This is a genomic window from Pseudomonas simiae (genome assembly GCF_000934565.1).
Lineage (GTDB): Bacteria > Pseudomonadota > Gammaproteobacteria > Pseudomonadales > Pseudomonadaceae > Aquipseudomonas > Aquipseudomonas simiae.
In genome coordinates this window covers 3,904,597-3,919,697 of record NZ_CP010896.1, presented here as the reverse complement: position 1 = coordinate 3,919,697, position 15,101 = coordinate 3,904,597, and the positions used below count along the sequence as shown (strand labels likewise).

The 15,101-nt window shown below is 55.7% G+C and carries 15 protein-coding genes; 7 read left to right on the top strand and 8 right to left on the bottom strand.

What is annotated here, in order from left to right; genetic code table 11:
* Nucleotides 1–19 precede the first annotated feature (19 nt).
* The 8 genes from hpaI to PF1751_RS17505 all read right to left on the bottom strand — a co-directional run bounded on the left by hpaI (nt 20) and on the right by PF1751_RS17505 (nt 7,254).
* On the bottom strand, nt 20–820 hold the full coding sequence (gene hpaI, locus PF1751_RS17540) for a 4-hydroxy-2-oxoheptanedioate aldolase (RefSeq protein WP_010209252.1): 801 nt from the start codon (nt 818–820) through the stop codon (nt 20–22).
* 16 nt (nt 821–836) lie between these two features.
* A complete protein-coding gene (gene hpaH, locus PF1751_RS17535) occupies nt 837–1,640 on the bottom strand; it encodes a 2-oxo-hept-4-ene-1,7-dioate hydratase (protein ID WP_010209253.1) in 804 nt (267 codons plus the stop codon).
* An 11-nt stretch (nt 1,641–1,651) separates the two neighbouring features.
* On the bottom strand, nt 1,652–2,956 hold the full coding sequence (locus PF1751_RS17530) for an MFS transporter (RefSeq protein ID WP_010209254.1): 1,305 nt from the start codon (nt 2,954–2,956) through the stop codon (nt 1,652–1,654).
* A gap of 63 nt (nt 2,957–3,019) precedes the next feature.
* Nucleotides 3,020–3,433, bottom strand: a complete 414-nt coding sequence (locus PF1751_RS17525; RefSeq protein WP_010209255.1) for a tautomerase family protein — start codon at nt 3,431–3,433, stop codon at nt 3,020–3,022.
* 15 nt (nt 3,434–3,448) lie between these two features.
* Nucleotides 3,449–4,306 (bottom strand): 3,4-dihydroxyphenylacetate 2,3-dioxygenase, encoded by an 858-nt coding sequence (gene hpaD / locus PF1751_RS17520; protein ID WP_010209257.1) that lies wholly within the window; start codon nt 4,304–4,306, stop codon nt 3,449–3,451.
* 49 nt (nt 4,307–4,355) lie between these two features.
* Nucleotides 4,356–5,816: a 5-carboxymethyl-2-hydroxymuconate semialdehyde dehydrogenase gene (hpaE, locus tag PF1751_RS17515; RefSeq protein ID WP_044287430.1), complete on the bottom strand. Its 1,461-nt coding sequence runs from the start codon at nt 5,814–5,816 to the stop codon at nt 4,356–4,358.
* Nucleotides 5,817–5,821: 5 nt separating this feature from the next.
* Nucleotides 5,822–6,592, bottom strand: a complete 771-nt coding sequence (locus PF1751_RS17510; protein WP_010209259.1) for a fumarylacetoacetate hydrolase family protein — start codon at nt 6,590–6,592, stop codon at nt 5,822–5,824.
* Nucleotides 6,589–7,254 carry a fumarylacetoacetate hydrolase family protein gene (locus PF1751_RS17505; protein ID WP_021491054.1) on the bottom strand — a complete coding sequence of 222 codons (666 nt, stop codon included), beginning with the start codon at nt 7,252–7,254 and terminating at the stop codon, nt 6,589–6,591. The genes PF1751_RS17510 and PF1751_RS17505 overlap by 4 nt, the downstream gene beginning before the upstream one ends.
* A gap of 128 nt (nt 7,255–7,382) precedes the next feature.
* Between PF1751_RS17505 and hpaA the strand changes: the two genes are divergently transcribed.
* The 7 genes from hpaA to PF1751_RS28500 all read left to right on the top strand — a co-directional run bounded on the left by hpaA (nt 7,383) and on the right by PF1751_RS28500 (nt 15,093).
* Nucleotides 7,383–8,243, top strand: a complete 861-nt coding sequence (hpaA, locus tag PF1751_RS17500) for a 4-hydroxyphenylacetate catabolism regulatory protein HpaA (RefSeq protein WP_021491053.1) — start codon at nt 7,383–7,385, stop codon at nt 8,241–8,243.
* Between the two features lie 206 nt (nt 8,244–8,449).
* Complete coding sequence (locus tag PF1751_RS17495) at nt 8,450–11,002, top strand: putative mucin/carbohydrate-binding domain-containing protein (RefSeq protein ID WP_044287428.1); 2,553 nt, start codon at nt 8,450–8,452, stop codon at nt 11,000–11,002.
* A gap of 149 nt (nt 11,003–11,151) precedes the next feature.
* Nucleotides 11,152–11,382, top strand: coding sequence for an HD domain-containing protein 2 (locus tag PF1751_RS29515; protein ID WP_010209264.1), 231 nt, complete (start codon nt 11,152–11,154; stop codon nt 11,380–11,382).
* Nucleotides 11,383–12,251: 869 nt separating this feature from the next.
* The gene (locus tag PF1751_RS17485) at nt 12,252–12,884 is read left to right on the top strand and encodes an McbB family protein (RefSeq protein WP_264371024.1); all 633 of its coding nucleotides are present in this window, start codon (nt 12,252–12,254) and stop codon (nt 12,882–12,884) included.
* Nucleotides 12,885–12,933: 49 nt separating this feature from the next.
* A complete protein-coding gene (locus PF1751_RS29655; RefSeq protein WP_420820068.1) occupies nt 12,934–13,110 on the top strand; it encodes a hypothetical protein in 177 nt (58 codons plus the stop codon).
* Nucleotides 13,107–13,913 (top strand): SagB/ThcOx family dehydrogenase, encoded by an 807-nt coding sequence (locus PF1751_RS17480; protein WP_044287427.1) that lies wholly within the window; start codon nt 13,107–13,109, stop codon nt 13,911–13,913. The genes PF1751_RS29655 and PF1751_RS17480 overlap by 4 nt, the downstream gene beginning before the upstream one ends.
* Nucleotides 13,900–15,093, top strand: coding sequence for a YcaO-like family protein (locus tag PF1751_RS28500; RefSeq protein ID WP_029529098.1), 1,194 nt, complete (start codon nt 13,900–13,902; stop codon nt 15,091–15,093). Before PF1751_RS17480 ends, PF1751_RS28500 begins: the two co-directional genes overlap by 14 nt.
* Nucleotides 15,094–15,101: the final 8 nt, after the last annotated feature.

The following is a 15,101-nucleotide window of genomic DNA, read 5'->3' as shown; positions in this document are numbered from 1 at the left end:
AGCCGGCTCCTACAGGGGGTTAGTACACGCTACCGGCGTGGGTTGGCGTGGGAACGCCTTTGAACTTGCCGGCCAGCGCCTGCAACCCGCGCATCAACACCGTGGTGTCCACGCCGACCGCCACAAACGTCGCGCCCAATTCGATATAGCGCCGCGCCAGGTTTTCATCGGCACTCAGAATCCCTGCCGCCTTGCCCGACTGCACGATGCGCCCGATGGCGTCTTCAATCGCTACCTGCACCTCGGGATGCCCAGGATTGCCGCGATGCCCCATCGACGCGCTCAAATCCGCCGGGCCGATAAACACACCGTCCACGCCCTCGACGGCGGCAATCTCATCCAGGTTCGCCAGGCCCTCAAGGTTTTCGATTTGCACCAGCAGGCACATCTGATCATCCGCCTGGTCGAGGTAGCCCTGGATACTGTTCCAGCGCGACGCCCGCGCCAGCGCGCTGCCCACTCCACGAATCCCCTCGGGCGGATAGCGCATGGCTCGCACGAGCTCGCGGGCCTGGGCGGCGCTTTCGACCATGGGCACCAGCAGTGTCTGGGCGCCGATGTCCAGCAGTTGCTTGATCAGCGCGCTGTCGCCGATCACCGGGCGAATCAGCGCCTGGCTGGGGTAGGGCGCCACGGCCTGTAGCTGGGCGAGCATGCCTTGCAGGTGATTGGGCGCGTGTTCGCCGTCGATCAGCAACCAGTCGAAACCAGCGTTGGCAGCCAGCTCCGCGCAATAGGCATCGGCCAGGCCCAGCCACAGGCCGATCTGTACCTCGCCGTTGCGCAGGCGTTGTTTGAAGCGGTTGACGGGCATGTCCATGACAATCCTCCAGGGTTCAGACGAAGCGGCAGGCGATCGAGCCGAGCAGGTCGTAGTCGACGTGGAATGTATCGCCAGGGCGGGCGGCGACCGGGCGCGTAAACGAACCACCGAGGATGATTTGCCCTGGTAGCAGGGTTACGTCATGGGGCGCCAGTTTGTTCGCCAGCCAGGCCACGCCCTTGGCCGGATGGTTGAGCACGGCAGCCGAAACGCCGGACTCTTCGATCACACCATTGCGGTACAGCACAGCCGGCACTTTGCGCAAGTCGATCTCGGTTGGCCGCACCGCGCGACCGCCCAGCACCACACCGGCATTCGCGGCATTGTCGGAGATGGTGTCGAATACCTTGCGTGTTGCGTTGGTCTGCGGGTCGACCTGCTGGATGCGTGCGTCGATGATTTCCAGCGCCGGGATCACCCATTCGGTGGCGTCGAGCACATCGAACACCGTGCAGTTCGGGCCCTTGAGGGGTTTGCCGAGGATAAACGCCAGCTCGACTTCCACGCGCGGCACGATGAAGCGTTCGAAGGGAATGTCGCTGCCTTCGTCGAAGAACATGTCATCGAGCAACGCGCCGTAGTCCGGTTCGGTGATGTTCGACGACACCTGCATGGCCCGCGAGGTGAGGCCGATCTTGTGGCCCTTGAGCGTGCGCCCGTCCTTGATCTTCTGCGCGACCCAGGCGCGCTGGATCGCGTAGGCGTCTTCGATCGTGATGCCTGGATAGTCGAGGGAAAACTGGCGTACTTGTTCGCGGCTGCGTTCGGCGCGGTCCAGGTTGGCAGCGGCCGCAAGAATTTGCTGGGAGTCGAGCATGGCAAGGGTCCTTAACGGGGATTTACGATGGCAGCGTGGGTGCGCAGCACCAGCAGGCCGCCGAGGGCGATAAATACAGCGAGTACGTACAGGGCCAAGCTGGCGCTCTGGGTGGCGTCACGCATCCAGCCGATCAGGTAGGGCGCGAGGAACGCGGCGATGCTGCCGAACGAGCTGATCATGGCGATACCCGCTGCCTGGGTGGTGTTGGAGAGAAACGCCGGCGGCAGTTGCCAGAACATCGGCAATGCGGCGCTGGCGCCCATGCCGGCGACGATCAGCCCACCCATCACCAGCAGCGGATTACCCGGCGCCAGGCCCGCCACGGCGATACCGACGGCAGCCATCAGCAGCGGCACGCACAGGTGCCAGCGACGTTCGCGGTGGCGGTCGGAAGAACGCCCGCAGCCGATCATGAAAAAGCATCCGGCCAGGTACGGTAAGGCGCTGAGCAGGCCGACCTGGCTGTCGCGGCCGATACCAGCGCCGTGGATCAGCGTGGGCATCCAGAACGCCAGGGTGTTCACTGCCAGCATCACCGCGAAATACACCGCCACCAGCAGCCAGACCTGCGGGTCACGCAGGATGCCGCCGAACGAGGTGATGGTCTTGCGCTGTTCCTCACTGCGCAGTTGGGTCTGCAACTGGCGCTTTTGCTCGGCCGTCAGCCAGTGCACCGAGTCGAAGCCGTCCGGCAACCACTTGAGCACCACCAGCCCGAGCAGCACCACCGGCAGACCTTCGATCAGGAACATCCACTGCCAGCCGCGCAGGCTGCCCACATCATGGAAATGTTCGAGGATCGCTCCCGACAACGGCCCGCCCAGCACGCCCGCCATGGGCACGGCAATGGCAAACAACGCGGTGACCTGGGCACGACGGCGTGCCGGGTACCAGCGGTTGAGAAACACCAGGATCCCCGGGAAAAATCCGGCCTCAGCCATCCCCAGCAGAAAGCGCAGCACATAGAAACCACGGGCGCTCTCCACCCACAGCATGCCGGTGGACAGCAGCCCCCATACCACCATCAGGCTGGCGATCCAGCGCCGTGGGCCGACGCGGTCCAGCGCCATGTTGCTGGGCACGCCAAACAACGCATAGGCGATAAAGAACAACCCGGCGCCGAAGCCGTACACCGTGTCGCTGAAATGCAGGTCGCTGCTCATCTGCATCTTGGCGAAGCCGATGTTGATGCGGTCCAGGTGGGCGAACAGGTAACACACCAGCAACAGCGGCATCAGGCGCCAGGTCACTGAACGATGGGTGCGGTCGTGCTCGGCCAGCACGCGGCTGGCAGTCGATTGGGCTGTGCTCATGATGTTGTACTTTTTGTCTGAGAGGCCGTGGGAGGAGGCCCGTGGGCGCTGGCTTGCCAGCGCCTACGGGGTTGCGTGATCGGTGGAGACCGTCGGGTTGTTCAGGAACGCATGCACATTGTTCTGCTTGAAATTGAGCTGCGCGTGCAGCTCGACCATTTCGAACGACAGCGCCAACAGGCGTTGCGCCTGCAGCTCGGCGAAGTGCGTGGTGATCACCGCAAACACGGTCTCGGCCACTGCTTGGCGCGTGCTCAGGTCGCGACCGTGGCCGACCTTGAGGGTCATGTGTACGAAGGCGTAATCGTGCTTGCCGTCGGCCATGCGCCAGGTGTCCAGGCGCACGCCGCGGCTGCGGATACCGCCCAAGGGAAACACGCCACTGTCTCCCAGCACGCGGTGGACCTTTTCAAAAAGGCCGGGCAGGTCGGCCTGTCGTTCGATGTTGTCGGTGTACTCGGCGATGAAGTGCGGCATGGGTTTCTCCCAGGTTTACAACGGGAAAATCGCGTTGATCTGGCCGGTGCCCGAACTGCCGAACGGCGGCGTGATGATCTCTGCGGGCTTGGCATAATCCGGTCCGCCGAGCAGCCCCAGGAGCATGGCGGTGTCATGCATCTTGCCTTCGCCGAAGCAGTGCTCGGCGTAATCCGGCAGCATCGCGCAGAACGCCTTGAAGCGGCCTTGCTTCCACATCTCCACCACATGCAGGTCCATCTGCTTGTCGAACTCGCGGGTCCAGTTGTGGATGTTTGCTTCGGCCTGGCGGTCATCCGAGAAGCGGTGCGACAGGGAACCGGACGCCAACACCAGCACCTTGCGGTCGCTCTTTTCGATGGCCCGGCGCACGGCGGCGCCAAAGGCAAAGCTGTCTTCCAGGCGATGCCAGGCGCACCACGCGGCGATGGAAATGACCTTGAATTTCTCGTCCTCCGGCACGCCCATGTGCATGTAGCGCATGGGCACCAGCGTGCCGTATTCCAGCTCCAGGCTCGGAATGTTATGGGCCATGCTGCGCACGCCGGCCCCGTTGGCCTCGGCGGCGATCAGTGCACCCAGCTCGGGGCAACCGGGGTAGGCGTAGTCCATGTTCTTGATGAAGTGCGGCAGCTCGTTACTGGTGTAGGTGCCCTGGAACTGCTCGCCGCAGTTGACGTGATAACCGCTGTTGACCAGCCAGTGCACGTCGAACACCACTGCCGTGTCGGCGCCCAACTCACGGGCGCGGCGGCCGATTTCCTTGTGGCCGGCAATCGCCGCTTCGCGACAGCCGTGATGCTTGCCGGGCAGTTCCGACAGGTACATCGACGGTACGTGGCAGATCTTCGCCGCCAGGACCACTTCGCCCATGATGATTCTCCTGAATAGTTGTTTTTATTAGAGTGCGCATTGTTGCGGGTTACACACCCCAACGCGGGATGTGATGGCTGCCCATGGAAATGCACACGTTCTTGATCTCGGCAAACACTTCGAAGCTGTACTGGCCGCCTTCACGCCCGGTGCCGGAGCCTTTGACGCCACCGAACGGCTGGCGCAGGTCGCGCACGTTCTGGCTGTTGATAAATACCATGCCGGCTTCAATCCCGCGCGCCAGGCGATGAGCCTTGCCGATGTCCTGGGTCCAGATGTAGGAGGCCAGGCCGTACTCGGTGTCGTTAGCCAGTTGCAGGGCCTCGCCTTCGTCCTTGAAGGGGATCAGGCACACCACCGGACCGAAGATTTCTTCTTGGGCAATGCGCATTTTGTTGTTCACATCGGCAAACACCGTTGGCTGGATGAATTGGCCTTTGCTCAGGTGCGCCGGCAGATTGGCCGGGCGGTCCAGGCCACCGGCGAGCAGGGTAGCGCCTTCCTCGATACCAATCTTGATGTAGCCGGTGACCTTGTCGTAATGCGCCTGGGTGATCATCGAGCCGACTTGGGTCTTCGGATCCTGTGGGTCACCGACGATTAGGCGCTTGGCACGTGCGGCGAATTCGGCGACGAACTGCGGGTACACGCTTTCCTGGATAAAGATGCGGCTGCCGGCGGTGCAGCGTTCGCCGTTCAGGGAGAAGATGGTGAACAGCGCCGAATCGAGGGCGCGTTCCAGGTCGGCATCCTCGAAGATCAGCACCGGCGACTTGCCGCCCAACTCCATGGAGTATTTTTTCAGGCCCGCGGTCTGCATGATCTTCTTGCCGGTGGCGGTGCCGCCGGTAAAGGAAATCGCCCGCACGTCCGGATGGCGCACCAGTGCATCGCCGGCCGTGGCGCCGTAGCCCTGGATCACGTTGAGCACGCCGTTGGGGATCCCGGCTTCCACTGCCAGGCGCCCCAGTTCATTGGCGGTCAATGGCGACAGTTCCGACATCTTCAATACCGCTGTGTTGCCCAGTGCCAGGCACGGTGCGGTCTTCCAGGTGGCGGTCATGAACGGCACGTTCCACGGCGACACCAACCCGCACACGCCCACCGGTTGATAGAGGGTGTAGTTGAGCATCTGGTCGTCCACCGGGTAGCTGTGGCCGTCCATGCGCGTGCAGACTTCGGCAAAGAAATCGAAGTTGTGCGAAGCGCGTGGGATCAACACGTTTTTGGTCTGGTGGATCGGTAGGCCGGTGTCGAGGGTTTCCAGCTCGGCCAGGTGCGGCACGTTCTGCTCGATCAACTCACCGAGCTTGCGCATCAAGCGTGCGCGCTCCTTGGCCGGGGTGTTGGCCCATTTGGGGAAGGCTTCCTTGGCCGCGGCGACGGCCAGGGCGACTTCCTCGGCGCCGCCGCTGGCGACTTCGCCAATCGCCTCGCCGGTGGCCGGGTTGTAGTTGATGAAGGTGTCTTTGCTCTCGACCTCACGGCCGTTGATCCAATGTTTGATCATGCTGATTACGCCTCTTTCCGGGCGGAGAAGAAGTCCGCCTCGCTGACAATCCGGTTGACTAGGCGGCCCACGCCTTCGACTTCCACTACCACTTCATCGCCGGGCACCACATCGGCCAGGCCCTCGGGCGTGCCGGTGGCGATCATGTCGCCGGGTTGCAGGGTCATGAAGCTGGACAGGTATTCGATGAGGTAGGGGATGTCGAAAATCATGTCGCGGGTGCTGCCTTCCTGGCGCAGTTCACCGTTGATCCAAGTGCGCAGGGTCAGGTTGCCTGGGTCGGGCACGTCGGCCACGTCGACGATCCACGGGCCGACCGGGGTGGTGGCGTCGCGGTTTTTCACGCGCAGGTTGGGGCGGTAGTAGTTTTCCAGGTAGTCGCGGATCGCGTAGTCGTTACACACCGTGTAGCCGGCCAGGTAGTCCAGGGCGTCGGCACGCTTGACGTTGCGCGCGGCCTTGCCGATGACAGCTACCAACTCGCACTCGTAGTGCATGTAGGCGACGTTGTCCGGGCGCCAGGTGACGTGGCGGTGGCCGGTGTAGGTGCCGACGGACTTGATGAAAGCCAGCGGTTCCGTGGGCGGGGTGAAGGCCAGTTCGGCGGCATGGTCGGCGTAGTTCAAGCCGAGGGCGAACATGTTGCCGGTGGCCGGGGGCAGCCACTCGACCTGATCCTCGGCGAGCAGGCGTCCATCGTCCAGGCGCACGGCGTTGTCGGCTTCGACCTGTACCGCGTGGATTTCATTTTCAAAGCGAATGCGCGCGCGTTTCATGCTGGGGTCTCCGCTTGAATATGATTGACCAGGCGGCCCACACCACTGATCTCGACTTCAACTTTGTCCCCCGGCAGCACGTCCACACGGCCTTCGGGCGTGCCGGTGATCAGCACGTCGCCGGGGTGCAGGGTCATGAATTCGCTGATTTCGGCGATCAATTGCGCAATATCGCGGACCCAATGGGCGGTGGAGTTTTCCTGGCGCAGTTCGCCGTTGACCCACAGCTTGAGGCTCAGTTGATTGGGGTTGGCCACCTGGTCGCGCGGGATCAAATGCGGCCCGAGTGCGCAGAATCCATCGCGGCATTTGGCTTTGACGGCGGGGCGGTAGTAGCTGTCTTCCGGCAGGCTGAACTCGTTGACCACCACATAACCAGCCACATGGGCCATGGCATTTTCCAGGCTGACGCGGCTGGCCCGCAGGCCAATCACCACGCCTAAAGCAGGGCCGGGTTGCAGGCGTTCACCCTGGGGATGCAGCACCACCGCGTCGTGCTGATTACGCGTATTCGGGGTCTTGATAAACAATACCGGCTTGGTCGGCGGCTTCTGGTAGGGCGCCTGCTGGAAGGCGGCGAGATGCTGGTCCAGCAAACCCTGATAGTTCAGCGCAACGCCGAACAGGGTGCCGCTGGCAACATCATGCAGGGTACGGCTCATGCGTTTCTCCTGACGGTGGCGACTGCTGCATAGGCAGTTCGTTAAGTTGTTAACGTTATAATTAATATGTTAACTACCGTCAAGCGTGGCAAAATCGGTCAGCCTCAAAACAACAAGAAGAGAGCCACGTGAAGCCGATCCCCAACATCAACATCGGACAGGTCTACGACCAGCGTTACAGCGATGCCGAGGTGCATTACGACAAGCTCGGCAACCTGGCGGGCTTTTTCGGGCGCAACATGCCGGTGCATCGGCATGACCGGTTTTTCCAGGTGCATTACGTGAAAAGCGGCGCGGTGCGGGTGTACCTGGACGACCGCCAGTACGTGGAGTCCGGGCCGATGTTCTTCCTGACGCCGCCCACGGTGCCCCACGCTTTTGTCACTGAGGCGGATGCCGACGGGCATGTGCTGACGGTGCGCCAGCAGTTGGTGTGGGGATTGATCGATGCCGACCCCAGCCTGGCCTCCGGCGCCGCCTGTGTGGCGCTGACGGCGGGTGACCAGGGGCTGGATCGGTTGTTCGAAGAGTTGAACGAAGAGATCAACGGCGCGAGGGCAGGGCGTGCCGCCGCGCTGGACAGCCTCACGCGGCTGATCATGATTCGCCTGCTGCGCCTGTGCGTTCACTCACTGCCCGCGCAGCCGACCCGCCATGAAGACCTGCGCATCTTCCATCGCTTCAACGAACTGATCGAGGCCCACTACCTGGAACACTGGCCGCTGGCACGCTATGCCGAAGGAATTGGCGTGACCGAGGCACGCCTGAATGATGTGTGCCGGCGCCTGGCCGACCTGCCCTCCAAGCGCCTGATCCTGGAAAGGCTGATGCAGGAAGCCAAGCGCCTGCTGTTGTTCACCGGTAGCTCCGCCAACGAAATCTGCTATCAGCTGGGCTTCAAGGATCCGGCGTACTTCAGCCGGTTTTTCCTTCGGTATGCGCAGGTGACGCCGGGGGAGTATCGGCTGCGGCAGTCGGGCTTGCGCTGACTTGCAACGCGCCGCCCAACTCAACGGCGCCGCTGAATCTGACGGTTTAAGTGCGGTCCCTGTGGGAGCACCCTTAAACCATTCTTTAGATGCTTTTCTTTTAAGGGGGCAAAGAACTAATTATAAAAAACTGTCATTTATAACAGTCGCTGCGCAGTTGATTTCGGCTTAAGTTTGGATGGGCGAATCACTGTGCGAGTGTTGAAATGATCGAGTTAAAGGATAGTGTGAAAACGTACAAGCCTTATACGTTAGAGTATCCGTCCTGGTTGTTTGGGACCGGCTTTAGCAAAGGTATTTACCATGATCGCCAGTCGCTGGGCATTGCGTTGCCTGCCGGTGCCAGCTTTTCAATTCGTCGATCGAGTCCAATGGACACCGTGTTAGAGTTGGATATGCTGAATGATAGCGGATCGACGGAAACCTACGTTAGGATCACTGGAGAGTGGACGACACTTACTGTGACTAGCGCATCGGTCCCCTTTATTCGTACACCCTATATTCCCATCGATGTGCAAATTGAATATTCGGCGGTGGGTGAGCATGTATTGCCGACCTATCGCGCGGGTGATGATGCTGACTTGTTTTTTCGGCAATGGGATGAAACTGACTCGGCGTTTACACTTGTTCAAACAACGTATGCAAATTTGCTGGTGCCGGCAGTTGATAAGTCAAGGCTCAAGGAGCTGCATCAGGCGGAAGGTCTGGGCGCCCTTGAAGCCTATTATGTGAATGTGTTTGAATATTTTAATCGGTTGGCGGGTATTTCGCTTGATGCAACAGTGCCTACGGATAAAAATATTCTCAATCGTTATTTTATCAAGGCTGATAAGGACGGAGGAGGGTCAGCGTATTATGGTCAGTATTGGACCGCCCAAGTGGCAGCAACTATCGCGCCTTGTTGGCTGGATACCCGCCCCGATAATTGGTGTGCGCTGCATGAGATCGCTCACGGTTATCAAACGTTAGCGATGTATAATAGTTCGATACCGACCGGTGAGGTTTGGAATAATATATACGCAACGTACTATCAGCATAAGATGATGGGCGACAGTGTGTATGAGCGTGGTTGGATGTATGGGGGAAATGCTCAGGCTACCTTTGATGCCGTGCGTAGTCGTATTGATAGTGACGTCCCCCTTTCGATGTGGCCCCTGAGTGAGTTGCTTTTCATATTTATGCTTGTCATTGATAAAGTCGGTGAGCCTGCATTTACCGAGTTTAATCAGTATTATCGACGACTCGCCAACGCTGAAGGGTTTAATTACCTCACCTTTCCTTTGGAAGATATCTTCGTCACACGCTGGGCTGAACGAACCAACCTGGATGTCGGCCCGTTCATGACGCAAGTGGGGGCCAACGTCACGAATGCGGTTAGCTTCAACACTGCCTATGCCAATTATCAACCCTGTTGCCCCTTGTACAGGGTTGTTCCTCCCGAACAGCTGGCCTCCATTCAACGACGCCTGAAGTTAAAGACGCCACTGTCTCTTGTTGATTGCAAATCCCTCCTGGAGACCGACCTCAAGGGCGACGTGACACTGAGAATGACAGAGCGAGCCTATTTCGAAAATAAAGGCAAATCCCTTGTCATTCGGACGGGTAGCAATATATCAAGGGTCGTTAAGGTGATTTCACCAACGTTAGAAGTAAAGGGGCTGCCAATCGGTGTTTATACCTTGCAGCCCCCGGCGATGACCAGTGGGAATCTCATCAAAAATTACACGTACGTGGAAGTGGCCGCCAATATGAACAATCTCGTTGAGTTAGATAGCGTGCTGGCGAAGGGGACTTCATTGGCTTCCCAAACAATTGACTTTTTGGGACTTGGCGATGGGAAAATTGCAACGTTATGTATTGATATGGAATCGTGCAGGGCTTCGTTCAGTGTTGTCAGTACCACGCCACACTCTTACTTTGGTTCTGCGACGTATGCAAGTGTTCTTGTTAGGGATTTGAATGGCTTTATATTGTGCGATGTGGTACTTCCGGGCGTGGGTGCGCTCGTGGGCGTGTATGAGTTTCCGATAGCCCCGGGTTGTACTGTCAACGTTCACCACCAGGAACCTGTTCGGCTGAGAGAAGTTCCGAGGTTGCAGCCATTTATTGACCTCAAGGCAATAGATAATTTTTTAGAAGTTACAACGCAGGGTTTTAAAAATATCAAGATGGGCAGCTGGCCCGCGGATAACCTCAAGACCAGAATTGCAGCCGCGGCCGATGAAATCAGAAAAACACCGCATGTATTGCTCCATGCTGGATCAGCACCTGTGATGGATGTCTTCGCAGCGATCCATACGTTCGACGGCGCCGAAAAAGACACGCTTATCGGCCTGTATAAGGACTTGATCATTTCTTACGCGGACACGGGGGGACCAGTCGTTTCGGGTAACTATTTTACCTGGAGTCAGCCTGGACTTGAAAATAGGTCGGTCGCGGAAATCAATATTAATACAGCGACTCAGCAAGTGGCTATCCAAGTGCACCCCGGTGCGCCGCACTATTATTTTTCAACGATCTATATTGCCGTATGGGTGAGGACTGCGACAGGTGAAGTTCTGTTCTCTCAGGAACTACGAGGTACTGCGCCTGCTGAGGCCAGTTATGTAAGTCTGCCGTTTGTCAAAGGGTCTACGGTCAGCGTTCTGCACGTGGAGTCGGTACGCTCTGAATTGGTGAATACCGATACTCAAGCGCGATATCCGGTGAAACAGATACAGGTTGTTCGAGCGCTCGGCGACGGGAAGTTACAGGTCTGATCGCCCTCGATGGATTACGTCTTGCTGGACGACGTTGCTCACCCCAGCGCTTGTCCGACCTGTAACGGGTGACCAACCGCGCGATTGTGTTGCAGGAGGACGAGTGACCAGCGACCTGAGTTCCTGACACTTGCTGAGTACGGCGTACCTTGTTTGAGGATGTGGTCGAGCATCCGACGGTGCAGGCGCTGGTGGCAGGTTTGCGAGTGGACACGGCCGAGGCCGGTATGTCGCGCATGAACGGGTTCAATCCTGGTTTCGACTACGGATTCAACCTGACCTACGGAAAAGGCTACACGGATGCCGATCCTTTGTTTGAAAGGCTCCACGGTCTTATTGATGCGGGGACCCGCGAGAAGATCGACCTGTCGGGCCGATGAAACCTCTGTCTATCGAAGCGTTGGCACAAACGCCACGCTTCCATCCTCACGCTTATGAAACCACCGCTCGTCATTATCTGGTTGGGTGGTTATCACCCCATGATCTTCGCCTAAGTACGCCAGAGGCTCCCCCACATGTGGTACTGCTGCCACGGCGCGCGTTTGGCCGCTTCTGTTCGCACATCCTCGGCGAGCGCAGTTACTACGCGGGTAAGCAGCCAGTATTAGCGTCGCGCAGATAGCAAACCCTTAGAGACAAGCAGCGCCACTTGTCGGATTTATTCTGCACACCTGTCGAGAAAAGTTCTGTTTTGCAAAAAAAATCGATATTGGTGTTGGCTGTTGCTTTTGGTTAGACGATTTGCAACGTATTAATTTTATTTAGATTGATTTTTTAATGCGTGGGTGGCGACGGTTTTTATATTTTTGGCAATTGTTTGGATTCCGAAATTCATGAATGAATTTTCCTAAAATTATAAGTTATATGTCCTACATAAATTTTTTATTGTTGTTGCGAGATTCTCCAGTCGGACTAGATTTGATTTTGTTGCTTGTTGATGAGCGACCTAAAGTCAATAGCTTCACAAAGCTGGAGATCCGACATGAACAATGAAGCGTTTGGGGAGTTTGTTTTTAGCTTTGAAAGTGAGGAAGGGTTCAACCCGTACGCGGGTAACGCCGGAGCCTCGGGAAGTCAAGGTGGGTGCGGGGGTAGCGGAGGATGTGGTGGAGGCGGCGGGTGTAATGGGGGGAGCGGGGGGTGCCATAACTCGATAATAGAGCCCCCACCGGCGGATGAGTAGATTCAGTATTCACTCACCTAATGAGGTTTTCTGGTTTTCCAGAAAACCTCTACAGGAGATCGTGCAATGAATATCATCATACCCAATTACGAAATCCTGAACTTTGAAACCGAAAGTCTTCTGGTTTCCGATATTGGGATTTCAAAAATCCATTCTCAGCCATTGTTAAAGGCGCTTCGGAAACTAAAGCTTTCGAAGGTGATGACGAAGGTCGAGTTGGATGAGGTGTTGGCAGAAAGTGGGTTGAATCAAAGTGATGCCTTTGCATTTTTAGAGAGAGTAATCCCGCTGAGGTCGGTTGAGGAAATATATTTTGAGAAAACTATTGTTATCCATGATTGGGGAGGTCAGGTTGATATAGAAAATCTATTCAGGGGCGAGCTGTCCACGTCTTTGGAGTTTAGATCATTCTCAAGTGAATCGGTTGAAGCGGTCCGGAATTTAAGGTGTTTTATTGTACTGTTGTGCTATGTGTATGATTATGATCGTGTTAAGAGCTTGTATTTCGATCTCGTACGTGCGTCTCCTAAAAGTGCCATTAGCGTTTGTTGGCAAATGGGTAGTGTTTTTTGCATCGGGCAGCCTTATATCCCGGAGATAGGGAATCCGTGTCATTTTTGTAGCGTTGACAGGTTTATTCCCAATCAGTTGGTGAAGACTTCAAGGAACGACTGGGCAAGTATTTTGGCGTTTTTGTAAAAACAAGCATGTAGGTGTGCCAACCAAGGCGCTCAGTCTTTATCAGGAGATGATTGTTGTCGGTGCGGTTATAAAAAAGATTAAATTCTTCACCGAGTATAACGATGGGCATAAGTATCAGGATGACGTTCTGCATAGCTCACATCTTCGGCTAATGGATGGTCACATTTCAGAAGAGCCTAATTCGCACTGGTATATGTGTGATTGTTTGAGGGCGCGTGAATGAAAAATATTCCGCACGATTACTATCTAAGGTTTATAGAGTCCTCGGTTTACGGTGAGGTGCTTGAGTTTCATAATAAGGGTAATTTTGTATTTCATGGGGCGATCAAAGGCCGCACGAGCCTCCATCGATTAAATGAAAAAAACCTTGAACAACTGACAGGGAATGAATTGGCCCTTTATCCCGATATGGATCTTACGCTGACGATAAACGTCTCCCAAGAGGAAAGAGAAAAAACGCTGTACAGAAATGAGTCATGTGAGCACTTTTCGCCTCACTTGTTAGCGTTCTCGGATGTAGAGATGCTTATGTGGCCATTATTATCAAGGAGTATTGAATCCTGCAAAAGAGGGTATCCGAGCGGTGGCGCACTGTACCCTGCCGAAGTTTTCCTCTGCTCAATGACTGAGGACAACCCCACCTGGCCCTGTCCCGGGAAAGTACTCCATTTGCTTCCGAGATCCCGAAAATTTGAGGTGATGCAGATTCAGGTTGATGTAGAGGAACTCAAGGCGGCACTGCTGTTTTCGTCTAATAGTATTGGGACGCCCAGTCTGGCGATAGTCTACGCGGTCTATATGCCTAAAAATCTCTTCAAGTATCGGTATCGTGGGTATCGAATGGCTCTGATGGAGATTGGCTCAATTTACATGCTTGTCGAGCTGCAAGCCAAGTCCTTGGGACTGTCATCTCGGCTATGGTCTGCGTATACGGACCTCATGCTGTGTAAAGTCCTGGGAATTAACCCGGCTCTGTTTTTACCAATGTGTGTTCATTTTATAGGTAAGCGGCATGAAGCTTATTAATGAAATGCATAAGCCGGATCTCCCCGGAGTACTTCTTTTTCAGCCTGCGGGGATGCTCGGCCTGCCAAGCGCCGTAGAAATATCAGATTTCCTCTCGGTGAATGGATCTGGTGTAGGAGGAGGTTCAAACTCGATCAAAACTGCTATAGGTGAGTATTTCGAACGCCGACATTTTTATAGGGAGGTTTTTTCAAAAAAACGCGGGTTTCTTAGTGAGACTCTGTCAGAAAGTGAAGCTCTCGGTTTCGCGGAGGCGTTCGTTCAGACGTCGAATAAGAAAGTCTCTCTTGCAGATATCGGTGGATATAAGTTTGCTTTAAGCCAGGTGGTCAGGGCTTCTGACTTCTCTACGTGTTTTATCCCGACTGCCTGTATTTCGCTCTCGTCCTATAATCTCGGTGATGATAGCGTGCTCTACCCTCTTCGGGATACATGTGGGTGCAGCTTCCATTGGTGCGCAGATATAGCTTTCTTAGGAGCGATAAAAGAATATCTTGAACGCCAGTTTCTTGTCAGGTTCTGGTTAACGAAGACGTGTCGTTCGCGGATTTCTTCTAAACAAGTGGTGCAGTTATTGGTGAGGCGGGACGTTCTACACCTATACAATGCGCTATCCATGTCGGGGGAGATAACCTTTTTAGATATATCTGATACTAGATTTCCGGGGTTTTGCATATTGGTTGTATATGGGCAAGAGAAAGACGGTCGGCACGTAAAATATTGTGCTGGGATGGCTTATTCGTCGGATATGTCTATTGCGTTGGAAAAATCTTTGCTTGAGTTGTGGCAGACTTTTCGCTTCATGAATGTGTTCAGGGCTACTGGTTCTGAAGAATCAAAGCTTGAAGATTCATATATACGTTATTTTTTAAGTTGCAATGCTTATGAGACCTATCAAGATGTTGTTGATGTGCTGGAGTGTGGAGGGCGTAGGTCTCTGCAGGATTTTACAGTGCCTGATTTTTTGTCAGTGCTAAAGCAATTGGGTATCTCTGGCTATTTCTACTCAAAAATTGAGGAGGTTAATGGCGTGGTGGGGGTTTTCGTTAAATTCGTCTCCCCTGATTTGTTTCTTCACATGAATAACTCGAAGAATTTCAATTTGATAAATCAGTATTCCAGAGCGTTTGAGTTATCGATACTCGGCTCCAGATTAGCAGTGATGGTCCCGTTTCCGTGAGGTGAGTG